This window comes from Acinetobacter sp. ABJ-A23_2 (genome assembly GCF_044538765.1).
GTDB lineage: Bacteria > Pseudomonadota > Gammaproteobacteria > Pseudomonadales > Moraxellaceae > Acinetobacter > Acinetobacter nosocomialis_A.
Genome location: NZ_JBIUCP010000012.1, coordinates 1 through 24,078, shown reverse-complemented (window position 1 = coordinate 24,078; position 24,078 = coordinate 1). Strand labels below are relative to the sequence as shown.

Sequence of the window (24,078 nt, the reverse complement as noted above, 5' to 3'; positions counted from 1 at the left end):
AGATACTGTTTTTGTGTCATCTTAAGGCTGGCGTAGCCCATAAAGATCAATTTTCCAAAGAACATTCTGCGTTGTAGCAACAAAGAGTACTGATTCAACGACTGCCAGACCAGCAGAATAATTACAGTGATGAATATATACCCAAGCAGTACTTTCACTAATATAGTCTGAATTTGTACGTAATAAGCGATTATCTGTAGTCGAAGCGAACAGGATATCACCATAAGCACTCATTGCATTGACAGTTGCATCCTGAACAAATGCGGTCATCGCTGTCCATGATGCCGTTGTTCTCGTTGCCGGAGTTCTCCACAGCGCCCCTACACTATCAACTGCGTAAAGCATTCCACCTGTAGCAGCTAATGCCTTGGTACCACCCGTAGGTCCTGTCCCTATTGAAGTCCAGTACTGCCCTACTGCTGAAGCAGGATACCACCAAAGTTGATTATCGGTTGTAACACAATAAAGTGTATCCCCAAGAGCGGCCATTGCAATAACATTATTTGCCTGAGCAATATCACGCCAAGCCACGTCTGCACCAATAGGATAGCGTTGTAAAAGCCTATTTAGGGTCGTAGCCATAAAAATTTTGCCATTTAATGCTGTAAGTGCAGTACAACCATTGGCACTCCCAATATTCTCCCAGTCCCATGTTATACGCTGTTTAAGACGGGCAAATACGTTACGTGTGATGGTAGTTACAACAGAATCACTTCCCAAAACAGATAACCAATCTGTTGTTCCCGCATTAAAAACTGTGCCATTGTGAGAAAATATACTCATTGTCGCGCGTCCAGGTTTGCCAGTCCAAGAGCGCAGATCTGCCGAGGCAAGTACAGTTGTAGTCAGTGGTGTATTTTGATCACCGGTAACACGTGGATAACCCTCTACTTCTTCTACATAAGCCGCAGCATCAACCTCATAGGTCATAAATGCTGTAGTTGTAGTTGCCGAGGAAACACCGTTGAACACCCAATGTCCTGGAAACCGAAGTGTATATGCTGTTGCTGTTCCACCATAAGCCCCATCAGCAAAACCACTACCAAGAAATGAATTTTGCGGCCGGTTTAATGGCGGCTCTGCCCATGCTACAGTTGTATCATAAGCATTTAAATTAGGATCATTACCAGCATATTTGTAGAAAACAACCATACGATTCCCTTGTTCTAACCTTACAGCTCGATAACAAGTATTCCCAGAGAGTACGATCACGTTACCACCATTAGCAATAAATTGCTCTGTCTGGTCTCTCATTGCTCGCGTCCAGTATTCATCATGTCCTGCAATGATCAAACAATCATAATTAGTGAGCAAAGTTGAGATACTATGAAGGTCCACACTCGAACAATATTCGATCGGTATCCCTTCTGTTTCAAGCCAGCGAATAAGTATGGACTCAGGCCCATTACTTGCAGGAGTGCCACCTGATCGATTAAAGGAAACTTTGCTCGCACGAGTTCCCGCCCCACCACTATTATAATCATATAAACTCTTACCACCCGCTGCATTATAAGCAGTTGGCGTTAAAAACGAGATTTGTAAAAGAACTTTTGAAACCGCTGCTTGAGTGGCTGGTCGAATCACAAAAGTAAGTACGTCCTGTCCCGAATAAGCTAGCCTATATAGCCCAGGAGGCCAATTCGAAGGGATATTAAACGTTACTGAAACTGGCCATCCGAATCCTTCCCATGGGTTTGTTGCAGGAAGTGATCGGGTAAAAAGAGTTGTAGAGAGTGTTGATGATACTGTAGTTGTTCCTATACGCTCTACGGTTAAACTGGTTATCCCAGGTGAATCAGTACTGAGATAAAAACTTATTGAACTTCCTGGTAAAGCGGAAGTTGCTGATGAATATCCTGAAACTGCCATATCTCCACCTCGTATCCTTATGAAATGAAAAACTGGAAAATTTTCTACATCTTTTAAAGCTTTTATATATAAATGAGCTGATTTCTAGCATTCGTCAAGATCAATAACTTAGGACAATTTTTTAAAAATAAAAATTATTAAATTTTATTATTCATCAGTAATTTATATATTTTACCAAAAAGAAAAAAAACACTTCAAATTATCAATTTTAAGTCTTAAATATTGATATATGTTTCATATGAATTTTATAATAAAAATGGACCAAAAAATAAAAAATCAAAAGGTTATTTAGTAATAAAAATCAAATTATTAGTTAATAGTTTATGTTCTTTAACAGAGAAACAAATATTTCGTAGGGTTTTTACTGCATTATTCATATTTCATTTAAGAAAAATTAATAATGAAAAAGGAAGCTTTACGCTTCCTCTTTAAATTATTAAAAATCAAATTCCATATTTCTCGCGGTAAGCTTGCATATTGGCTAAAGCTTCTTTTTCGTCTTTTCCATCTAAATAATCCATTAAGTCCTTCATGGTAATGAGGGCATGCACAGGTATTTCTAATTCTTTTTGAACTTCTTGAATTGCAGAAAGCTCACCTTGGCCACGCTCCTGACGATCTAGCGCAACTAAAACACCCGCGATAGTTGCACCAGCATTTTTCAAAATCGTTACCACTTCACGAATCGCTGTACCAGCAGTAATTACGTCATCAATAATCCAGACTTTTTTACCTTCAACCGCAGCACCAACTAAAACACCACCTTCACCATGATCTTTCGCTTCTTTACGGTTAAAGCCCCATGGCACACTCTTATTATGTGTTTGCGACAAAGCAACAGCAGTCGCTGCTACAAAAGGGATACCCTTGTACGCTGGTCCAAAAATCACATCAACATTTTCGCATTGTGTTAATTTATCGGCATAGCCTTGTGCTAAAAGAGATAAAGCTTCACCATCGTTGAGTAGGCCTGCATTAAAAAAATAAGGACTCACGCGTCCAGATTTTAAAGTAAACTCACCAAATTTAAGCACACCACGTGATAATGCGAGTTCGATAAATGCTTGCGGGTTAAATGACACAGGCGTTGTCATGAGGTGCTCCAAATTCACAATTGAGGTTAAATTTTCGCATGATACCAAAGGATCAGTATCCAAGTGATGTAAAAATTCTTCGAGTCGTTTCCATTAACGTAAATGGCTTACGTTCTTCAGTAACGAAAGGCTTACTTGAATGGTTAGAACAATCCGATGCCGATGTCGTATGCATGCAGGAAAGCCGCATTACCCATGAACAATGGACTGAAAAGTTTAGACCCGAAGGATGGCATACCCATCTTTTTCCAGCAGAGCGTGCAGGTTACGCAGGTACCGCAATTTATAGCCGCTTACCCTTTGTCTCTATTAAAGATGGTTTAGGGTTCGAGTTGGCCGATAGCCAAGGCCGCTTCATTTCTGCCGAATTCGATTTAGGTTTGTCACATCCCGTACATATTGCATCATTATACTTACCTTCGGGCTCAAGTGGTGAAGAAGCGCAGGCACGTAAAGATTTATTTTTAGGTGAATACGCCAAAATCTTGAAACAATGGCGTGATGAGAATAAGTCCATCATTATTTGTGGCGATTACAACATCGTTCATAAACGAATTGATATTAAAAACTGGTCTGGCAACCAAAAGTCGTCTGGCTGTTTACCACATGAGCGTGCATGGCTTGATCATATTTATGATGAACTTGGCTATGTAGACACCTTCCGTGTGGTAAGAACAGAAGCCGAATTATATTCATGGTGGTCAAATCGCGGCCAAGCGCGTGCGAAAAATGTAGGTTGGCGTATTGATTACCAAGCCTGTTCACCAGACTGGAAAGCACGCACAGCAAATGCATGGGTCTTTAAAGATCAATGGTTTAGCGACCATGCCCCTGTGATTATCGACTATAAAATTCAAGAATAAGTGAACAAGTGTTCACTTGCATTGTCGTTTTTGCTTACAACACATGTCGTTTTTGAGTATTTTTCTTACACACGTTTAACGGCATTATAGCCCCACGGCACAGGGAAGCAGTCAGGATGACGCAAAAGGATAGGACGCCGTAGGAAGATAAAATAAACTTAGATTAAGTTTATTTGCAAGGATGTGACAATGGACGTTGAAATGAGACCCGCATGATCAGGATGATTAAATGCGGGTTTTCTCTTTTCTATCTCTTATTTTTTGCGCTAAGTTCTTTTAGTTTTTTCATTTCTTCTTATTGAACTCATTATTACCTTGTCTTATGACAGTAACATGACATTTCTTATTGTTTTAATCATTATTTTTCATTTGTTTTAAAAGTATCTGTATAAGGTAGTGCTCAAATGCGTTTTGGGTTAGGCTGTGTGTTCTTTCTTTTTGACATGGTCCGATAAAATGTTAAAAATTTATGGTATTAAAAACTGCAACTCAATGAAAAAAGCTTTTGATGCCTTACAAGCAAAAGGTTTGAGTTACGAGTTTCACGATTATAAAAAACAAGGGATTGATACCGAAACCCTAAAAATCTGGTTAAAAGAAATTGGACAAGATACCGTTCTCAACAAGAAAGGCACCACGTGGAGAAAACTATCTGAAGATGAACAGACTCGTGCATTAAGCAGTGAAGATCATCTTATTGAAGCTTTGATTGCTCAACCAAGCTTAATTAAACGACCAGTTCTACAGACCTCTAAAGGTTTTCTGGTCGGTTTTGATGAAACTGCTTATCAAAACTTAAATGCATAAAAAAACGAGCCAAATGGCTCGTTTTTTTATTTAAACTTTTAGTTCGCACGAATCCAAGTTTGGTTGCGACCCAATGCTGAAACACCAATATAGCCACGCAATTTAAGCTTTTTGCCGCCATCAGCCAACTCACCTTTTAATTTGTAAGTTTTGCCAGATTTCGGGTCTAAAATTGTACCGTTTTCATAACTGGTACCACCTACATTTTTTAGATTATGTACAATGGTCACACCTTTAAGCGGTTTGTTTTTGTACGGGCCTTCACATTTTGTACAAGAGTTTTCTTCACCTGGTGTCAAAATGTTTTGAATGGTTGCAGTTAAGGTTCCATCCTTCTGTTCCGTAAACTTTACTACGGCTTTGGGCTTATTGGTTTGGTCATCAATCGTTTTCCATACCGTTCCGTTTAGTGGGTCAGCCGCATTGGCAAATGCAGCCATACCAACAAGTCCTAAAGCTAAAGCAATCTTTTTCATTTTTGTAATATCCTTGGGTCTTTCAAGACTTCAGTATTCAAAACTCGCAACGATATTGCAATTTTTGAATGTGACTGTTTCGTGTAACCTTGTAACCTTGAAAAATAAAATTTATAGGGAAACAAGTTATTAACATAAGCGGATACTATATGAATATACCAAGCGTTTTAAAATATTATTTAACAGAAACATTTCTTAAAACAGCAATTCGCAAACCAAGCCAGTTGAATTTACCTCCAACTGCCCTGCGTCCTATGCTTGAACAACTTTGCCGAGCATTTCCAAAACAAAAAAATGTAACTGTTCGTCCGATCCGACTTGCGGGTGTCAAAGGTGAAGAGATTAAAGCTCAGGATTCAGCAACCCAGCTTATTTTTCACATTCACGGCGGCGCTTTTTTTCTTGGCAGTGTCAAAACACATCATGCATTTATGACGGATTTAGCTGCCCGTACTCAAATGCAAATTATTCATGTGGACTATCCGCTTGCTCCCGAGCATCCATATCCTGAAGCGATCGAAGCATTATATGACGTATATCAATCTTTATTAGTTCAGGGTATCCAACCCAAAGATATTATTTTATCGGGTGACTCATGTGGGGCCAATTTAGCTTTGGCACTTTGCTTACGCTTAAAAGAACAACCTGAACTCATGCCAAGCGGTCTGATTTTATTGTCACCTTTTTTAGACTTAACCCTAACCAGCGAGTCTTTAAGATTTAACCAAAAACATGATGCCCTACTTTCTCTTGAAGCCCTCCAAATTGGTATTCAACATTATATTGGCAATTATATTGCAGCAGATGACCCGCGTGTTTCGCCCATTTTTGATAACTTAGAAGGTTTACCGCCAACATTAGTTCAGGTCGGTTCAAAAGAAATTTTATTAGACGATGCAAAACGCTTTAGAGAAAAAGCTGAAGAAGCGGGTGTCGAAGTACATTTTAAGCTTTACACAGGTATGTGGCATAACTTTCAAATGTTTAATGCGTGGTTCGATGAGGCAAAACATGCAATGGCAGATATTGCTGAATTTGCTCATGAACTTGATAAAACTTAATTAAAATAAATGAAGTGATGAGTGTGAAATACTTCTCACTTCATATTATTTATAAAAACCTTAATCTTAAGGTTTAATGAATAAATCATGATATGTTTAGGTTATGAATCATTCCAACTCTCCCACTTTAGGATGATCTAAAAAAGACATCTCTATTTAGGAGTTCCTTTATTATTATGAAAATTCGTTTAATCACTCATCCTATAAATAAAATAAAACAGGTGGTTCTCGAATTCATCCATAACAATCATATTATTAACTGGACGCCCTTACAAAAAAGCGCACTGATGCTTGTACTCGCCTGCGCAATGAATTTCAGTTGGATTTTATGGAAAGGCTATATTTTAATAACGCCCAGTATTTGGCAATGGGCAAACTTGCCTTTAGTAGAGTCACAGCTCTGGCTGAATTTATTGACTTTATTTTTATTAGCATTACTGATTATTCCGTGTTATCGCTACAAAGACCAAGACTGGGCACAAAGAATTATTCCTCTTATTAGCGTACAAGTCTTTATGCTCATGCTGTGCCATGATGGATATTTAATTGGTAGCATCAGCCCTGCCACAATGGTCGGTTATGTCGGCACCATTGGTGTAGGTCTGGTTTTATTTGAAAGAAAAATTGTTTATAGCGCTTTTATACCAGCAACAATTATTTTAGCCGTATGTACTTATTTAAGTATGAATGGGGTTATACCCTACGCTCCACTATTTAACTTCACGGCAATCCGACATGCTCAAACCAATCCTTTTTGGTTAGGGAGTATGCTGTTTTTTATTATGCCGATTTTAGTCGCCTGTTTTATTTTATTTGAAATATTGCTGACCCAATGGCGCCAACGAGAAACTTATATTCAACGTTTAAGCCAAATCGACCCCTTAACTAATGTATTAAATAGACGTAGTTTAAATACCCATCTGGAAGCACTTCACGAACAACAATTCGATTATGCTTTAGTACTTCTCGACATAGATCATTTTAAAAAAATTAATGATGTATATGGACATCATCAGGGCGATCAGGTCCTGATTAAAATTGCTCAATGTCTTTCTGAGAACTTACGTAATGAAGACATTATTGGTCGATTTGGTGGAGAGGAATTTATTTTAGTACTTCCGCATACTGATATTATTCAAGCGGAAAAAATTGCAGAGCGTTGCCGGCTTGCCTTACAAGAGTTATCTATTTTCAACAATCAAAATATCCAGATTCATGTAAGTGCAAGCTTTGGAATTAGCTGTTCCGCTTTTGCAAACGATCCATACCTCGTCATTCGGCAGGCAGATGAAGCGCTTTATGCGGTAAAAGCTTCAGGGCGCAATCAAGTGCGCACTTTTCACCAATTACCACATATAGAGTCCATTTAACTATTTAGCTTTCGATAAGCTTGCAAGCTGTTGCAATAGCTCTTGTTGGCTAAATGCACCAGTTAAACGTAAAGAACGAATTTCTTGTTGATGCTTATTTAAAAACAGATAAGTCGGTGGCCCAAGAATATTCCACTGCTTGAGTAGAGCTTCATGTGACTGGTCATAATGACTCAAATCAAGCTTAATGAGATAGTACGGCGCAAGAGCTGACTGAACTTCTGGTGCTTTTAAAATACGATGCTCAATAGGCTGGCAAGCCACACACCAATCTGCATAGACATCAACCACAATAGCCCGATCAGTAGGGGCTGCTGCTAAAATTTTTTGAAAGTCCGCAGCTGTTTTCGCAACGTGCCATTCAGCCATGTGCTCGGAACTTTGCAAACTGCGATTTTGAATATGCTGATACTGGTTATAGGCAACAAACGGAGTAACCAATAAAAGTAGGAGTGCATAGAGCCACTGTAACTGCCCTTTTTTCCAAAAGAACTGATAAAGTGCGTAGGCAATAAAAGCCAGCCCTAGCAATAAACTAAGCACTTGCATGCCCCAATCTGGCAATAAAGGGCGAATAAAATAAAGACTTAATCCCAACATCAGAAAAGCAAAAATCACTTTAATCTGATGCATCCAGTCGCCTGCTTTAGGTAAAAATCTTGCACCTAAAACACTCGCGATGAGTAAAGGAATTCCCATTCCAAAGCCTAGACAAAATAAAAGCAAAGCACCTTGCCATTGGTTTTGAGTTTGAGAAATAAATAATAAAGTTCCAGCCAAAGGTGCGGTCATACATGGACCAACCAAGAGCGCAGAAACCACGCCCATAACACCCGCACCAACCAAAGTACCGCCTTGTTGCATAGACTGAATACGATCAAGTCGATTTAACCATGTTTGCGGTAAACGAAGCTCAAACAGTCCAAACAGGTTCAATGCAAAAACTACAAACAGTAAACTAAACGCGATAAGCGTAGCAGGCTGTTGTAGCCAACGTTGGAAATTTAGCCCTGCTGAAGAAGCGATTAAACCTAGACCCGCATAAACCAATGCCATACTACATACAAAGGTAAGCGCAATCGTCCACGCTTTTAAGCCTTTATGCTCTCGAATAATTAATGAAGTTAAAATCGGCAGCATTGGTAAAGAGCATGGCGTGAATGCGAGCAGCATGCCTAAGCCTAAAAATAATAAAACACCATACCAAAGCGAGTGTTCAATGAGTTTCGCCGACCAGATCTGATCTTCTGCAATTTGTGGAGTAGTCGCGTCTGTTTTAGTTTCTGAACTTGTTTGATTAGTTAAAGTTTCTTGAGACGCTGCTTGTGTATTTGCCAAATCTAATAAGCGTTTCGGCGCTGTTCCTGCTTGGTTTTGCACACCAACCAAACCATCTGCATCGGTTTGAAACTCAATGGTTTGTGGCGGATAACAAATACGGTCTTTGGCACAGCCCTGCCAAGTTACAGTGTAGTGCTCTGAAGGCTTGGTCTTAATTTGAAAATTGACTTGATGATAATAAACCTGACTTTGCCCATAGTTTTCATCATATTGAGAAACGGCTTTAGGTAAATTTAAAGCTAAAGGTTGAGTACCCTGCTGTACAGTAAATTTATGCTGATACAAATAATAATTCGGCTGAATCTGCCACGATAATTTCGCAGTATGCGATTGTGGCGACTCAACCGAAAATGAAAAAGCCTGTTCTGGTGAAAGTAGCTTATCTTCTGCAAAAACAAACTGGCTCAATACAAAACTAGCAGCTGCTAGAAAATAAATAATTCCCTGAGAAATAAGCTTTTTCATTAACATCAATCAAGTTGGTTTTATCAGAATAAGAATGCCATACCCAAGCCACCATGGTAGCCTTTATCTTGACCCTCTAAATCGACACCTACACTTGCATCAAGTTGAGTACGTTTATTAACTGCATACACTAAGCCTGTACCTAAACCATATTGGTAGTCTTGGCTTTCAGCTTTACGGTAAACAAATTCAGAATAACCAGAAAGCTTGCCGGCAATTTTATAGTTGATTGTTGGAATGGCCGTTACAGCCCAGTTGCTGTTTTGCACTTCGTAACGCATCGTAATTGCAGTATTGATCAAATCATCATACTGGTACGCTACTGCTGAGCTCAGGCTATAAATGTCGTCATGTGCGGTAAACTCATCATTACCCGTTGCAATGAGCGCTTGAGCCAACACAGCCATTGTTAAATTTTCATCATTTAAATCAATCGCTTTTTTTAAGCCGATGCTTACATCACCTAAACCAGAAGTATCTGTTTTTTTACCAGCACGTTTGGTTTGAGTCCAACCCGGACCTTGCCAACCTAATTGTAATTCTAAGTCTTTAGCCAAACCTGTACGGAATAACATATCGCCATGTACAGTTACGGTTTTTTCTTTCACGCCATCAACAGTTGATTCTGTATAAGTTGCACTTGGTAAACCTTGTTCCCAAGCTAACTGCCCCACTGGAGTAATACCTGTTCCAAAGCCTGAACCTGGACGGTCAAACGAGAACTCTGCGGCAAAAGTACTTCCTGCAGCAACAGTGGTCAGAGCAAAAGTTAAAATTTGAAATGTTCTCATTCTATATTCCAATCAAGTAGTTAGTTCTTTTGACATTTTTGCTCCATGATGGCGCAATAACTCTAGTGTTTCACGCTCTTCTTGAAGCGCTTCTGACCAATCTATTTCATCAAAATCACAATCAAAGAACAACTGACTGATTGAAGATAAAATGGTGAGTCCTTCTTCATCACGTGTGTTTGGATCAACTTTTTCATCAAGTAAACGTTGAACCGCTGGTGCGCATGCCGAACTTGCTGCATCCCATAGTGGGCCATAAAATTCTTCTGCATCCCAAAGATGAACATTTGCCTTAGCCTGAATTAAGGCTTCAAGGATATCGAGATAAACTTGTAATGATTGTTGCTTTTCTTCTTTTGATAAGGGAGTACCAGCTTCATAAGCTTCTGAGACGTCTTCCCACCATTTAAAAATTCCATCACAAATAATTGATACGGGTGGCCCTTGTTCCGGATCGATGAAATTCGGATCAAGCCCCTCAGCAAGTAATTTTTGTACTTGCGTAAGTTCTAATTCTTCTATGGCTTTAATTAAAGCCTGCTGCTGGGTGGTTAACATGACCATCTCTCAAAAATATATTAGCGCTATTATGCCTAATCTCTGATGAAGATTTTAGAGGTCAATGCTATTGCATTGCAAACCAAAAGTTGTGAAGAGTTTTTATCCGTCTTTTTATGCTCCATAAAAAAAGCCCCGAAGGGCTTTTTAGCATTTTTTTAAGCTTCATCATCAATGAGTTCTGGTTGACCACCTCTCGGGTGCTCTTTTTTCTCAAAGGTATGTTCAAGACTACGTTTTAATTTTTCAATCGCGCCATGAATTGAGGCATCAATATTTCCTGCTTTATGGTGCACTGCAACTGGTTTCAAGCCAGCAGGACGTGCTTCGATCATACAGTGGATATCTTTATCGCCACCTTTGTCCCCATTTTCATCACTAAAATGAACCGAGAAATGCGTAATACGTTCGCTATGACGTTGGAATTCTTGAGTAAGTTCTGCACGTACATAAGTAATTAAACGTTCACTATTATGGATGTTTTTATCTGTGCGGATTTCAATATTCATAAATACCATCCTCTCTTTCTTACTGTGGATCTTTTCTATGCAAAACTTTTTTATGTTGGCATGTTTTAAGCATGCATGAACTGACTTCAATTGTACATTTTGATGGTGTAATGGTTTGTTATCTCCTGACTTAAACGTACTGCTTTTAATTTATTTTGAAGATCTTCATACCTTCAATATCAGTCCATCTATAAAAATATGCAAGCTGATTTTTTAAATTTTTATGAAAAATTGAACAAAAGGAGAGCAATTGTGACCGAATCTTATCTATCTGGAGCAGAACTTATTGAGCAGATTCAAAAGTCTCCTTATTCACGTGATTTAATCGGTTATCACGGTCAGCCTCCACAGGTGAAATGGCCTAACAATGCTAAGGTTGCCGTGCAATTTGTCCTGAATTATGAAGAAGGTGGCGAAAAGCATATTGAGCATGGTGATGAGGGTTCAGAGCAGTTTTTATCAGAAATTATTGGTGCTGCAAGCTATCCAGCCAAGCATATGTCGATGGACTCTATGTACGAATATGGTTCACGTGCTGGTTTTTGGCGCATCCATAGTGAGTTCCAACGGCGCAAGCTTCCAATGACTATTTTCGGCGTTGCCATGGCGCTGGCTCGCAACCCATATATTGTCGAAGCGATTAAGCAAGCTGATTATGACGTGGTCTCGCATGGCTACCGCTGGCTTCACTATCAAGACACCGACATTGAAGTCGAAAAACAGCATATGAAACAAGCCTTATCAGTTTTAGAAAACTTGTTTGGAAATAAAACTATAGGTTGGTACACCGGGCGCGATAGTCCCAATACCCGTCAGTTACTCGCAGAGTTCCCACAAATACAATATGACTCAGATTATTATGGCGATGACCTGCCTTTTTGGACAACGCTGACCAATGCGGCTGGTGCATCACGTCCTCACTTAATTATTCCTTATACGCTCGAATGCAACGATATGAAATTCTGTTCACCGGGTGGATTTAATAGTTCAGAACAGTTTTTTCAATATTTAAAAGATAGTTTTGATGTGTTGTACGCAGAAGGTGAAACTGCACCAAAAATGATGTCGATTGGAATGCACTGCCGTATTTTAGGGCGTCCGGGTCGTTTTAAAGCCTTACAAAAATTCCTCGACTATATTGAAATGCATGATCGGGTCTGGGTGTGTCGCCGTCAGGATATTGCCGAACATTGGTATAAAAATCACATAACTCGATAGTTGGTTATTAATTTTGCAAATTCATTAGCGAAATATTAACCACTCTTGGCACTGTTATTGCTAAAACTCTATATCAACAACAATGAGTTTAGGAATAACAGTGTTTTTAGCCGAGTTTAATCAAGCCCCACCCGACCAACTAAAGACTCTGTTAAACAACTGCGTCCATATTCCTGCTTGGGCTGAAAAAATTATTTCAGAACGGCCCTACTCATCGACCTCAGTTCTTTTAGGGCATGCAGAACAATTAAGCCACACGTGGTCATGGCAAGAAATACAAACAGCTTTAGCCACCCATCCAAAAATTGGGGAACGACAGGCAAAAAAACAGCTTAATGCAAAAGAACAAAATTTTTCAGCTCAAGAGCAAGCTGGCATTTCCTTAGATGAACAAACACAACAAGCTCTGCTACAAGGCAATCTCGATTATGAACAGAAGTTTGGCTTTATTTTTTTAATTAAAGCAGCGGGCCTTAGTAGCAACGAGATTTTAAAAAAACTTAATCAACGTCTTCAAAACAACTTAGCTATAGAAAAAGTCATTGTACACGAGCAACTCGCAGCAATTGCTCTATTACGTCTATCTCAGGAAGTACACGCATGATCAGCACTCATATTTTAGATACAAATTTAGGTAAACCCGCTGCACAGGTAGAAGTGAAGTTGTTCCATGCAGCAACTCATGAACTGATTGCGACCGCAACCACCAACCTAGATGGGCGCGTGAGTGATTTTGGAATAAAAAACTTAGGTGAAGGTGCTTATCAACTTGAATTTGAAGTTGCGCCTTATTTTTCATCGCAGCAAGTCAAAACTTTTTTCCCACGTGTTTGTATACAATTTTTCATAGAAGACATCAATCAGCATTACCACATTCCATTACTCATCAGTCCGTTTGCTTACTCCACTTATCGCGGCAGTTAACTGAAATAAAATAGGAGAAAAATATGAATCATCGACAAAAGAATGCGATTTCTCCAGAGCATGAATATTTAGGAATTTCCAAAAGTTTTGCTTACGGTTTGCAGCATGTGCTTACCATGTATGGTGGCATTGTGGCTCCGCCCCTCATTATCGGAACAGCTGCTGGTTTAAGCTCGGCACAAGTGGGAATGCTCATTGCAGCCGCCCTATTTGTCGGCGGATTAGCAACACTCATACAGACCATCGGAACCAAATATCTAGGTGCAAAATTACCTCTGGTACAGGGTGTGTCTTTTGCGGGTGTGGCAACTATGGTGGCCATTATCACCACGGGCGGTGGTTTGCCTGCTGTCTATGGCGCGGTGATTGTAGCTTCTCTAATTGGACTTTGCCTTGCACCCTACTTTTCAAAAATCATTCGTTTTTTCCCACCTGTTGTGACGGGATGCGTTATCACAACTATTGGGCTATCGTTGTTACCCGTTGCAATTCGCTGGATGATGGGTGGCAACGATAAAGCACCGAACTGGGGAAGCGTCGAGAATATCTCTTTAGCTTTGCTGACTTTAGGCATTGTGATTGTTTTAAACATGCTGCCACAAGCCAGTATTCGTCGTTTATCCATATTATTAGCGATCGTGGCTGGTACCATACTGGCCTACTTCATGGGCTTTGGTGACTTCAGTCAGGTCAGCTCAGGTGCATGGCTGCAATTTCCACATTTATTTGCATTTGGTTTACCTACATTTGAACTGAGTGCCATTTTATCAATGTTGATTGTGACCTTAGTAATTATGACGGAAACCACAGCTGACATTATTGCTGTCGGAGACATTGTAGGAACTGAAGTCGATTCAAAACGTATTGCCAATGGCGTTCGTGCAGATATGTTCTCAAGTGCTATGGCACCGATCTTTGGTTCATTCATGCAAAGTGCTTTTGCACAAAATGTAGGGCTGGTAGCAATTACAGGTATCAAAAGCCGATTTGTTGTAGCAGCAGGTGGTGTCATTCTGATTATTTTAGGTCTACTACCTGTTATGGGTCGCCTTATTGCCGCAATTCCTATGCCTGTACTTGGTGGTGCAGGTTTGGTCTTGTTTGGGTCGGTTGCGGCGAGCGGAATCCGCACTTTGGCAAAAATTAATTATAACGATCAGAAAAATTTAATTATTGTCGCGACTGCTTTATCGGCAGGAATGATCCCAATTATTAACCATGAGTTTTATGCACATTTTCCAGTTTGGGTACAAACTTTGTTCCATTCAGGTATTAGTTCAACTTGTATTTTTGCTATCTTATTGAATTTATTATTTAATCATTTGCCTTCATTTCGTAGCTCATCTACCCCGCATTTAAGCCAAACCATAAACACTAGAAATACACATTAATAAATTAGTTTTTAGCGCCCCACTTCGGTGGGACTTTTTTTAACCGTTGATCAAATTTGGCTTCATTTTTGCTTAAGACCCTGTATCCTTAGCGTGCTTTATTTGGGGGGAGATCATTTAAATGCAATTAAAGCAACTTGCGGCTACTTGTGCCTTGTTATCTGCAACTGCCATGGTTCAGGCAAAACCAATTTGGCAAGATTTTAGCGTAACTGGTCTTTATGGTGAAAACTATGAAGTTGTAGACGCAAAAGAAACCACCATCACTTTGGAATATGCAGCAAAAGTTAAATATGCTGATGTGTTTTTCTTTATGGACCGCATGCGCGGTGAAGATGATCATAAAAGTACATATTTTGAGTTATCACCACGTTTAAGCTTGGGCGAAGTATCTGGCAAAAAATTGGCTTATGGTCCAATTAAAGATGTGCTCATTAGTACCACTTGGGAAAGTAACAGCGAAAATGGCAATAACTTCGATAACTTCTTATATGGTTTTGCTGTTGATTTAGATATTCCATATTTTAAATATGCGAATTTAAACTTCTACCGTGCAAACAATGAGAAAACTGACGACGATTATCAAATGACGTTCGTTTATGGTATTCCATTTAATATTGCATCTGAAGAATTCTTGGTTGATGGCTTCTTAGATTGGTCAACTGCTGAGGGCGACCATGCCAGCGAGTTAAACTGGACAACTCAATGGAAATGGAATGTAGGTAAACACATTTCTCCTGACACACGTCTATACCTCGGTATTGAGCACTCTGTGTGGAATAATAAATTTGGTTTACAAGGCCGAGACGAAAATAACGTCAGTGCTTTGGTTAAATACCACTTCTAAAATTTTTATTTAGAAGATTAAACAGCAAGGAAAAACGCCTTGCTGTTTTTGTTTTAGTCGAGTGGATTACCGACAATATTACTAATAATCCCCTGCATAATATGTCCGCCTTGTTCACGGCGTAATTCCGCATACCACGCTTGGGTAACTGTTTCATCTTTCATATGGGTCACATCACAACGTTTACGAGCACGAAGCACCAATTCATTGGCACGTTCATTACGTTTGTTTTGATAGCGACGTAAAGCATCCTCTAGTCCCAAAGTATTAATTTGCAAAGAACGCGCTAAATAAATCGCATCCTCCATGGCTTGGCAGCCACCTTGTCCAATATCAGGTGTCGTGCTGTGTGCAGCATCACCTAAAATCACTACTCGACCTTTATAAAACTGAGTAAACGGTTCAATGTCATGGATTTCTACCCGATTGGTCTTTTGTGGGTCTAAACGTTCAATGAGTTGCTGTACTGGTAAACACCAATCAGCAAAATATTGTTTTAAAAGTTTTTTATAGTCATCTCGATTATTGTCTAATCCTGCTGGCAAAGGTACATCTAAAAAGAAGTAAAACTTACCATTTGCAACGGGCATCAGAGACGCACGCTTGCCTTCCCCCACATAAGTCGTCCATTGCTGGGCTGGCGCTAAATCTTCAGAGATTTCAACCAAGCCATTCCAGTTCACATAACCTGCATAACGGCGCTGTACTTGATGACCCAGCACATAGGCACGAGTCAGTGAATGAGTACCATCCGCCCCAATTAATAAGTCAGCCTGCGTTGAACTACCATCTGCAAAATGCACCTCGACATAATCGGTCTTGTCTTCAAGGCTCACCATTTTTTTGCCTAGATAAATCTGGTCTCGACCAAACTCATCCATCAGCATATTTTGTAAATCGGCACGTGCAACAGGATAAGGTCTTTGGCCTACTTCTTCGATTAATGGCAGTAAACTGAATTGTGTCATCACATCTCCAGTTAAACCATCCACATAGGCCAAATCATCCATTTGTCCACCAAGTTTGGCGATTTTGTCAGTTAATCCCAGATAGTTCAGACATTTCACACCATTTGACCACAGCGAAATTGCCGCGCCGACAGGAAGAATTTTTTCAGTTTGTTCAAAAATGCGAACTTGGTGACCAAATTTCTTTAATGCAATGCCTGTGGTTAGACCTCCCATTCCCGCACCAATAATCACCACATTCATAACACTCTCCTATAGATATTCACCTATAGGGTGCTTATGCTAAAAACATGCCATCGTTCAAAATTTATTTAGCTTTTCCACAAAACTGGCATACACCATGCTTATATATTTACGTGTAAAACTCGTCTCAGCACACTCCGTGTTGGCGCAGTTTTAAATGAAAAATCATGTTTTTAACAAGAAATACGGATACTCCATTATGGCAACATTGCATGCTCCAGCTTTTGAACTTCCTGAGATTTTGAATACCAAAACCAATTTGGCCGATGCCCGAATTGGTGCACAAGTCATTGAGTGTTCAGATGATTTCTTTGCAGAAGCAAAACGTATGCTGCAATTTGAAGCACCTATTTTTGTTGAAGATAAATTTGATGATAACGGCAAATGGATGGATGGTTGGGAGACCCGTCGTAAGCGTCACGCGGGCTATGACTGGTGTATTGTAAAGCTAGGAGTAAGTGGAAAAATCACTGCACTTGATATCGATACCAGCTTTTTTACAGGAAATTATCCTGCATCTGCCTCATTAGAAGCGTGTTATGCACCAAATGGTGACCTTACAGGGGCAAAATGGGAAAATGTTTTAAGTAATACTGAACTCGGCCCAAGTCAGCATCATATTTTTATGGTCAATAATGATGCACTTTTCACCCATATACGCCTCAATATTTTCCCAGATGGTGGTGTTGCCCGTTTACGTGTTTATGGGGATGTTCATATTCAGGTGACTGATAGTGAGCAAACGCTTGATTTATTGGCCCTAGAAAATGGTGGTCGCGTAATTGCCTATAGTGATGCGCATTTTGGACATCCACGTAATTTGATTAACCCCGGTCGTGGCGTCAACATGGGCGATGGCTGGGAAACCAAACGCCGCCGTGCACCGGGTTATGACTGGTGTATTCTTGCACTGGGTAAAAGCGGAAAAATTGAAAAGCTTGAAATTGATACGGCGCACTTTAAAGGCAATTTCCCTGCCCAAGTATCCATACAAGCGGTTTACCTTGAAAATGCAACCGACGCTCAGTTAATTCCTCAAAGTATGTTTTGGTCTTACTTACTCGAAGCACAGCCTATGCAAATGGACCATATTCATGAATATGTGAATGAAATTTTACAGCATGAAAAGATCTCTCATATCCGTATTAACATGATTCCAGATGGCGGTATTAGCCGTGTTCGTTTATGGGGGAAAATTGCCAAGTCATGATCATAAATACTGTTCAAATTCAGCCCTTGACCATTGAGAACTTTCAGCCCTTCGGAGAAGTCATTTGTTGTGATGGGCATGATTTTTTTCATATTAATGATGCCCACACTGAGCGCTACCATGCACTCGTTGAAACTGAAATTGAGGGCGAAGCAAAAGCAGGGATCAGTATTTTCCGTAATATTAAGGCCAGCGTATTACCTCTGGAAATTTCAATGCTAGAGCGCCATCCAAAGGGTTCTCAGGCATTTATTCCATTACAGCAACAAAAGTTTTTAATTATTGTCGCGCCCGCTTTAGACGAGAATACTCCTGATATTTCAAAGCTCTGTGCTTTCGTTTCAAATGGAAAGCAAAGTATTAATTATCGGGCAGGTACATGGCATCATCCGTTGCTTACCTTTGAAGCGCCGAGTGATTTTGCGGTAGTAGATCAAATTGGAAGTGGTGCAAATTGTGATGTTTTTCAATTTCCACTCGCTATAAAAATTACGACTTAAATTAAAATAGACAGATCTGTCTATTTTTAATTTAATGGCCGAAATACCAATAGCAGCAACTGTTGTAATGATTACCTAAAATTTAGGTTTATATAAAAAATCCCCGTCTATTGAGCGGGGATTTTTTCACACCTTTTTAGACAGTGATATCAGCTAAGTTACCTTTCTGCTCAAGCCACTGCTTACGATCTGCCGATCGTTTTTTTGCAAGCAATTTATCGAGTAAACCTGCTGTTAGATGAACATCATCTAAATCAAGCTGTACCAAACGACGAGTGTTTGGATCCATCGTTGTTTCACGAAGCTGAATCGCGTTCATTTCACCCAATCCTTTGAATCGGGTAATTTGCGGATTACGATTGCCTTTAACATTTTTCAAAATGCCTTCAAGCTCATCATCATCAAGCGCGTAATAAACATCCTTACCAATGTCGATACGGAACAATGGCGGCATCGCCACAAATAAATGACCTTCTTCAACCAATGCTGGAAAATGCTTAACGAATAAAGCACAAAGCAAAGTCGCAATGTGTAAACCATCCGAGTCGGCATCGGCTAAAATACAGATTTTGCCATAGCGTAGTTCTGACAAATCATCACTGCCCGGATCTACACCAATGGCAATCGCAATGTCGTGAACTTCTTGAGAAGCGAGTACTTCATCTGAAGAGACTTCCCATGTGTTTAAAATTTTCCCACGAATTGGCATGATGGCCTGAAAGTTTTTATTACGCGCCTGCTTGGCACTACCACCCGCCGAGTCACCCTCGACAATGAATAGCTCACTTTCTTCACGCGTTTGGCCGACACAGTCTGCCAACTTACCCGGTAAAGCTGGGCCAGAAACAATCTTTTTACGCTCAACCTTTTTCGCGGCTTTTAAACGACGACCTGCTTTAGAAATCGCCATTTCTGCCAATTGCATAGCAATTTCAGCATGCTGATTTAGCCAGAGTGCAAAGGCATCTTTAGCAATATTTAAAACAATATTTGATGCTTCACGACTTGAAAGACGCTCTTTGGTTTGACCAGAGAATTGTGGTTCTTGGAACTTGAGCGACAAGATATAGTTCACGCCATCCCAAACATCTTCTGCCGAAAGTTTAAGATTACGCGGTAACAAGTTACGCAATTCACAGAACTCACGTAACGCCTCGGTCACGCCTGAACGTAAACCGTTCACATGCGTACCGCCTTGTGCGGTCGGAATCAGGTTGACGTAACTTTCTTGAACCTGCTCACCGCCTTCTACATTCCAGCAAATCGCAAATTCACAGGCTGCACGATCTGCTTGCCCACTGCTTACAAATGCAGGATTTGGCAAAATTTCGCGGTCTTGCAATTCATCCATCAAATAATCGACAAGGCCATTTTCAAATTGCCATTCGATTTTTTCATCGTTAATTTGATCGATATAAGTAATTTTTAAACCAGCTGCTAAAACAGCTTTCGCTTTTAAATTATGTTTGAGTGCTTTTAATGCAAATTTTGGATTATCAAAATATTTAGCTTCAGGCCAGAAACGTACCGTAGTTCCTGTCGCGCGTTTAGGTGCTTTACCTTCTAGCACTGCCAAAGGCGCAACAGGTTCACCTTGCTCAAAGGCCATCTGGTATAAATTACCCTGGCGCTGAACTTCGACCTCAACACGTGTTGATAAAGCGTTTACAACCGAAATCCCCACACCATGCAAACCACCTGAAAACTGGTAATTATCGGTACTGAACTTACCACCAGCATGTAGCTTGGTTAAAATGATTTCGATACCACTTTGGCCATATTCAGGATGAATATCGACTGGCATACCACGGCCATTATCTTCAACCGACAACGAACCATCTTTATAAACCGTGACACAGATTTTGTCGGCATGACCAGCTAATGCTTCATCGACAGCATTATCAATAACTTCTTGGGCTAAATGGTTTGGACGAGAAGTGTCGGTATACATCCCCGGACGACGACGAACAGGGTCTAAACCGGAAAGAACTTCAAGCGATTGAGCCGTATATTGTGTCACGTTGTACGTTTTCCTTATTTGATGGTGTGCGCAAAGAATTCGATCACTAAGGGTAATTTTTCTTCAAAATCTTCCATGGCATGATTGCCATGAGCATCCGTCAAAATCAATGAGGATGGTGTTGCAGCACTATAATAGCGTTGTGCTTGACGATAATCCAAAATTTCGTCGCCTTGTTGCAATAAGACGAGTATTTTGTCGGCATTTTCAGGTTGTTTCAGTTCCAGTTGTTCTAACTGTCGTAACTGAACATGATCAATTGACCATTGATCATTCACCTTATAAGGCATGCTTTCAACTTGAAATAACTTATCAAACAACTTCCATGGTTGCATAGCAGGGTTAATCAGTACAGCCGGAATATTATATTTCGCGACAAAATATGTCGCAAAAAACCCGCCGAGGCTACTGCCGACTAAAGCCACATCTTGTAAAGACTCTATCAGCTCTGAAACTTGCGCTACAACCTGATCTGGAGATCTATTTAAATCTGGCAAATGCACATTTATGCCCAATTCGCTACAATACTGCTTAAGGCTCAGCCCTTTAATCGAAGAAGAGCTGCTATTAAAGCCATGGAGGTAGATAATATTCATATATTTCCCTCTTAAATTGAGAATAAACTCACATTTTTGTTCTCAGTTTGTATATAAAAACACTATTGTCAGACAAGAAAAACGATTCAACTTACCATTCATCAGTATTTTAAAAACATGTGTTATTTAAACTACTAAGATGGAAACGTTAGCTGCCGTTCATAAAAAGTACAGCTTAAAACGTCGGTTATAACGTAAATGGGGAAAAGATATGCCGAGCTTAACACCGTTACATGAAACTTATTGTAAATGGGATCGTACGCCACCGAGTCAGGCCGACGTACTAGAAGGTTTAGCTCAACTGTTCAGCACCAGCTTAAATGGTGTACATGAATTAATACAAGTCATTAATATTGAAGTGTTAAAAAATGCTTTTGGTATTAGTGCCCAAAATGCGAATAATTTCCAAAAACGCCCTTCTGTGCAAAAGGTATATCAGTTTTCTTATGGTGCCTTACAAAAGTATGGACGTTATTTTTTAGCGCCCGGTTTGCGTCGTATTATTGAAAAATTCCCGACCCTTCACGAGAAACCATTAACACCAAGTCTTCATTTTTTGGTGGGCATTTTAAATGGTATTTTTGGAGACTATTTACTTAAACAACATAGTCCCCTTGCCTTACCCATGGTGCTATACGATCACTACGGTGCAATCCAACAAGGCGAACTTGCAGGACGTATTGTGATTTTGGTTCATGGTCTATGTATGAACCATCTGACTTGGTCAAATGCACACTATGGTGGCATTGGTGAGCGTCTGCTCGCGCAGCGTGATCACAACACCATGCTGTATTTAAACTACAACACAGGTCGCCGCATTTCAGCCAATGGCCGTAGTTTCTCTAACTTATTAGAAGATTTGGTACAACGTAATCCAAGAATTACCAGTATTGATATCATTGGTCATAGTATGGGTGGACTGGTTTCCCGTAGCGCACTGTTTTACGGCAAACAGAATATGTACCAATGGATTCATATGGTCGAGAACTTAGTCTGTATTGGTTCTCCACATCATGGTGCAGTACTTGAGCGCTTTGGCTTTGCTATACAAGATAAGCTCGGGGCATTCCCATTTGTTGGGTTACTGGGTCAACTGGTTAATATCCGTAGTAATGGTATTTTAGACCTACGCCACGGTAGCGTTCGTGACGATGACTGGGAATATATGGATGCCCGAATTGGCATGATGGATGACAACCGTGCTCCAGCTCCTCTACCTTCCCATATCAATACCTTTTTAGTGGCAGGAACACTCGAGTTTGAAAAGGTACGTAATAAAGCGCTTACCGTGATTGGCGACTATTTGGTGAGTGTGAAAAGTGCACTTGGCGAACATCCAAATCCACGTTTTCAGCTTAAAGTTCCAGACTCACATAAAGCCGTTTTTTATGGTTTAAATCACTTTGAAATTCAGTATCACTCGAGTGTTGCTGAACAGATTACTCGCTGGCTATATCCTCATGTGAATGATTATGTGCAAGACGGTATTCAAACTCATATTATTGATATGCCGAACTATACGCTTGAAGATTTAGAAGGAATTGTAGAGACGTAAAAAAGCTCAACTTTTGTTGGGCTTCTTCTAAATTGTATAGTTTACAATCATTTAAATCTGTCATAAGTTTTATATCTAGAAAGATTTTAAATCCTCGCAATTATTCTTTTTATTATTCACAAGCTTTCTTGATTATTTTATTAAAGTATAAACTATCACCATTTTTATCAACATCTGCTAACATTGCTACTAAATGTAGCTGTCCTTGCTCATCAAAATATGATCTTTCTTGAAATGAGTTATATATAGCAACATCGATTGGAACATTATTAAATTCTTTATTTTTTAAATCAACGATCATTTTTTTATTTTTATTAAACAATTTTCTAGCATAAATAAGATTCCGTTTAGAGTCACTTTCAATTAGACAATTATTATTTTTATCTAAAGCAATAAATTCTTTAGTCTGATCTTTTTCTGTTTTACTTATAAAAAAGTGATATTCACATGGTGAACCACAACTACCATAAACATGAAAAATATTTTCATTTACTTGGTCAACCGCAGGGTATCTCATGTCTCTTAAAATAAAATTAGTTTGATTATCAGTGTTTTTTACGATATCACAATACTCCTGATCATGCCCTTTACATTTCAATTCAACATTAAATGTATCTTTTGCATAGATGGTCGAACCAATAATAAATCCACAAAAGGTAAGAGCCAATATAGTTAGCTTCTTAATATTAAAAAGGTAAAATTTTATAATTTTATTTTTTAAATCTTTAAGTATGTTTATACTTTTCTCTACAACCATGAACACTAATCTCTTAATCATCAAAAGACTCAATTTTCCAACCAAAAATTAATTCTGATACTTTTTTTTAACACTTACACTAGGCCTAAAAGAAAATTAGTATTTCTATCAATTAAAGGCACTAAATAAATTATTTCTTATCACCACCACAAGGATTTTTTATTTTCTTTTTAACCAATATTTCCCCATAATCATTTGCAATTAAATTTAAACTACCATCAGGTGAGAAAAAACTCTCCTCCTTAAAATAACTATAATAATCAAACCTTTGTAATAACCCATTAAATTCTTTGGTTTTTAAATCGACAATTTTTCTAGGCTTATTTGTAAACAATTTTCTAGCATAAATAACTTTTTTCTGACTATCACTTTCAATTAAACAATTATTTTTATTATCAATAGCAATAAATTCGTCTGTGGCATCCTCTTTATTTTGACTATAGAAAAGCGTAACTAAACACGGAGACCCACAAGATGTTTTTACTTTATATAAGTTTTGGTTTATTTTTGAAATATTTAAAAGTTTGACACCTTTTATAACTATTTCATTCTGAGCATTTACAGTTCTCACAATGTCACAACTAGAATTATATTCATCCTTACACTTTGCAGAAACTACAAAAGTATCATCATTTGCATATATAT

The 24,078-nt window shown here is 39.2% G+C and carries 24 protein-coding genes; 12 read left to right on the top strand and 12 right to left on the bottom strand.

Annotated elements, in window-relative coordinates; translation table 11 throughout:
- Positions 1-21: 21 nt before the first annotated feature.
- Together ACH63V_RS06280 and pyrE are read right to left on the bottom strand one after the other, a co-directional pair.
- The gene (locus ACH63V_RS06280; protein WP_396463011.1) at positions 22-1,869 is read right to left on the bottom strand and encodes a N,N-dimethylformamidase beta subunit family domain-containing protein; all 1,848 of its coding nucleotides are present in this window, start codon (positions 1,867-1,869) and stop codon (positions 22-24) included.
- Between the two features lie 443 nt (positions 1,870-2,312).
- A complete protein-coding gene (gene pyrE, locus ACH63V_RS06275; protein WP_159137701.1) occupies positions 2,313-2,963 on the bottom strand; it encodes an orotate phosphoribosyltransferase in 651 nt (216 codons plus the stop codon).
- A 38-nt stretch (positions 2,964-3,001) separates the two neighbouring features.
- Between pyrE and ACH63V_RS06270 the strand changes: the two genes are divergently transcribed.
- Together ACH63V_RS06270 and ACH63V_RS06265 are read left to right on the top strand one after the other, a co-directional pair.
- On the top strand, positions 3,002-3,826 hold the full coding sequence (locus ACH63V_RS06270; protein WP_263614827.1) for an exodeoxyribonuclease III: 825 nt from the start codon (positions 3,002-3,004) through the stop codon (positions 3,824-3,826).
- A 456-nt stretch (positions 3,827-4,282) separates the two neighbouring features.
- Positions 4,283-4,633 (top strand): arsenate reductase, encoded by a 351-nt coding sequence (locus ACH63V_RS06265; RefSeq protein WP_396463010.1) that lies wholly within the window; start codon positions 4,283-4,285, stop codon positions 4,631-4,633.
- Between the two features lie 38 nt (positions 4,634-4,671).
- On the opposite strand, the gene ACH63V_RS06260 is transcribed toward ACH63V_RS06265, so the two are convergent.
- The gene (locus tag ACH63V_RS06260; protein WP_348896527.1) at positions 4,672-5,109 is read right to left on the bottom strand and encodes a DUF2147 domain-containing protein; all 438 of its coding nucleotides are present in this window, start codon (positions 5,107-5,109) and stop codon (positions 4,672-4,674) included.
- A 149-nt stretch (positions 5,110-5,258) separates the two neighbouring features.
- Between ACH63V_RS06260 and ACH63V_RS06255 the strand changes: the two genes are divergently transcribed.
- Together ACH63V_RS06255 and ACH63V_RS06250 are read left to right on the top strand one after the other, a co-directional pair.
- On the top strand, positions 5,259-6,170 hold the full coding sequence (locus ACH63V_RS06255) for an alpha/beta hydrolase (RefSeq protein ID WP_396463009.1): 912 nt from the start codon (positions 5,259-5,261) through the stop codon (positions 6,168-6,170).
- 176 nt (positions 6,171-6,346) lie between these two features.
- On the top strand, positions 6,347-7,540 hold the full coding sequence (locus tag ACH63V_RS06250; RefSeq protein WP_263614831.1) for a sensor domain-containing diguanylate cyclase: 1,194 nt from the start codon (positions 6,347-6,349) through the stop codon (positions 7,538-7,540).
- Here ACH63V_RS06250 and dsbD read toward each other — a convergent pair whose 3' ends face one another.
- The 4 genes from dsbD to ACH63V_RS06230 all read right to left on the bottom strand — a co-directional run bounded on the left by dsbD (position 7,541) and on the right by ACH63V_RS06230 (position 11,204).
- Entirely contained in the window at positions 7,541-9,352 is a 1,812-nt protein-coding gene (gene dsbD / locus ACH63V_RS06245; protein WP_396463008.1) for a protein-disulfide reductase DsbD, read from the bottom strand.
- Positions 9,353-9,369: 17 nt separating this feature from the next.
- On the bottom strand, positions 9,370-10,137 hold the full coding sequence (locus tag ACH63V_RS06240) for a transporter (RefSeq protein ID WP_263614833.1): 768 nt from the start codon (positions 10,135-10,137) through the stop codon (positions 9,370-9,372).
- A gap of 12 nt (positions 10,138-10,149) precedes the next feature.
- Complete coding sequence (locus ACH63V_RS06235) at positions 10,150-10,695, bottom strand: ankyrin repeat domain-containing protein (RefSeq protein ID WP_263614834.1); 546 nt, start codon at positions 10,693-10,695, stop codon at positions 10,150-10,152.
- Between the two features lie 158 nt (positions 10,696-10,853).
- On the bottom strand, positions 10,854-11,204 hold the full coding sequence (locus ACH63V_RS06230; RefSeq protein ID WP_263614835.1) for an HPF/RaiA family ribosome-associated protein: 351 nt from the start codon (positions 11,202-11,204) through the stop codon (positions 10,854-10,856).
- A 252-nt stretch (positions 11,205-11,456) separates the two neighbouring features.
- On the opposite strand from ACH63V_RS06230, the gene puuE reads away from it, so the two are divergent.
- The 5 genes from puuE (at position 11,457) to ACH63V_RS06205 (ending at position 15,584) form a co-directional block, all read left to right on the top strand.
- Positions 11,457-12,422, top strand: coding sequence for an allantoinase PuuE (puuE, locus tag ACH63V_RS06225; protein ID WP_396463007.1), 966 nt, complete (start codon positions 11,457-11,459; stop codon positions 12,420-12,422).
- A gap of 100 nt (positions 12,423-12,522) precedes the next feature.
- Positions 12,523-13,026, top strand: coding sequence for a 2-oxo-4-hydroxy-4-carboxy-5-ureidoimidazoline decarboxylase (gene uraD / locus ACH63V_RS06220; protein ID WP_009505325.1), 504 nt, complete (start codon positions 12,523-12,525; stop codon positions 13,024-13,026).
- Positions 13,023-13,346, top strand: coding sequence for a hydroxyisourate hydrolase (uraH, locus tag ACH63V_RS06215; RefSeq protein WP_279985345.1), 324 nt, complete (start codon positions 13,023-13,025; stop codon positions 13,344-13,346). Before uraD ends, uraH begins: the two co-directional genes overlap by 4 nt.
- A gap of 23 nt (positions 13,347-13,369) precedes the next feature.
- On the top strand, positions 13,370-14,737 hold the full coding sequence (locus ACH63V_RS06210) for a nucleobase:cation symporter-2 family protein (protein WP_396463006.1): 1,368 nt from the start codon (positions 13,370-13,372) through the stop codon (positions 14,735-14,737).
- Between the two features lie 121 nt (positions 14,738-14,858).
- On the top strand, positions 14,859-15,584 hold the full coding sequence (locus ACH63V_RS06205) for an outer membrane protein OmpK (protein ID WP_263614839.1): 726 nt from the start codon (positions 14,859-14,861) through the stop codon (positions 15,582-15,584).
- A gap of 53 nt (positions 15,585-15,637) precedes the next feature.
- Here the strand turns inward: ACH63V_RS06205 and hpxO are convergent, their stop codons facing one another.
- Positions 15,638-16,795: an FAD-dependent urate hydroxylase HpxO gene (gene hpxO / locus ACH63V_RS06200; RefSeq protein WP_396463005.1), complete on the bottom strand. Its 1,158-nt coding sequence runs from the start codon at positions 16,793-16,795 to the stop codon at positions 15,638-15,640.
- Between the two features lie 199 nt (positions 16,796-16,994).
- On the opposite strand from hpxO, the gene alc reads away from it, so the two are divergent.
- Both alc and ACH63V_RS06190 read left to right on the top strand, forming a co-directional pair.
- On the top strand, positions 16,995-18,005 hold the full coding sequence (gene alc, locus ACH63V_RS06195; RefSeq protein ID WP_396463004.1) for an allantoicase: 1,011 nt from the start codon (positions 16,995-16,997) through the stop codon (positions 18,003-18,005).
- Positions 18,002-18,505: an ureidoglycolate lyase gene (locus ACH63V_RS06190; protein ID WP_396463003.1), complete on the top strand. Its 504-nt coding sequence runs from the start codon at positions 18,002-18,004 to the stop codon at positions 18,503-18,505. Before alc ends, ACH63V_RS06190 begins: the two co-directional genes overlap by 4 nt.
- 136 nt (positions 18,506-18,641) lie before the next feature.
- On the opposite strand, the gene parE is transcribed toward ACH63V_RS06190, so the two are convergent.
- Positions 18,642-20,525, bottom strand: a complete 1,884-nt coding sequence (gene parE, locus ACH63V_RS06185; RefSeq protein WP_396463002.1) for a DNA topoisomerase IV subunit B — start codon at positions 20,523-20,525, stop codon at positions 18,642-18,644.
- Positions 20,526-20,539: 14 nt separating this feature from the next.
- Entirely contained in the window at positions 20,540-21,121 is a 582-nt protein-coding gene (locus ACH63V_RS06180) for a YqiA/YcfP family alpha/beta fold hydrolase (RefSeq protein ID WP_019458548.1), read from the bottom strand.
- Between the two features lie 211 nt (positions 21,122-21,332).
- Between ACH63V_RS06180 and ACH63V_RS06175 the strand changes: the two genes are divergently transcribed.
- Positions 21,333-22,676, top strand: a complete 1,344-nt coding sequence (locus ACH63V_RS06175; protein ID WP_002054038.1) for an alpha/beta fold hydrolase — start codon at positions 21,333-21,335, stop codon at positions 22,674-22,676.
- 112 nt (positions 22,677-22,788) lie between these two features.
- Here ACH63V_RS06175 and ACH63V_RS06170 read toward each other — a convergent pair whose 3' ends face one another.
- Entirely contained in the window at positions 22,789-23,433 is a 645-nt protein-coding gene (locus ACH63V_RS06170; protein WP_396463001.1) for a hypothetical protein, read from the bottom strand.
- Between the two features lie 130 nt (positions 23,434-23,563).
- Positions 23,564-24,076, bottom strand: coding sequence for a hypothetical protein (locus ACH63V_RS06165; RefSeq protein WP_396463000.1), 513 nt, complete (start codon positions 24,074-24,076; stop codon positions 23,564-23,566).
- Positions 24,077-24,078: the final 2 nt, after the last annotated feature.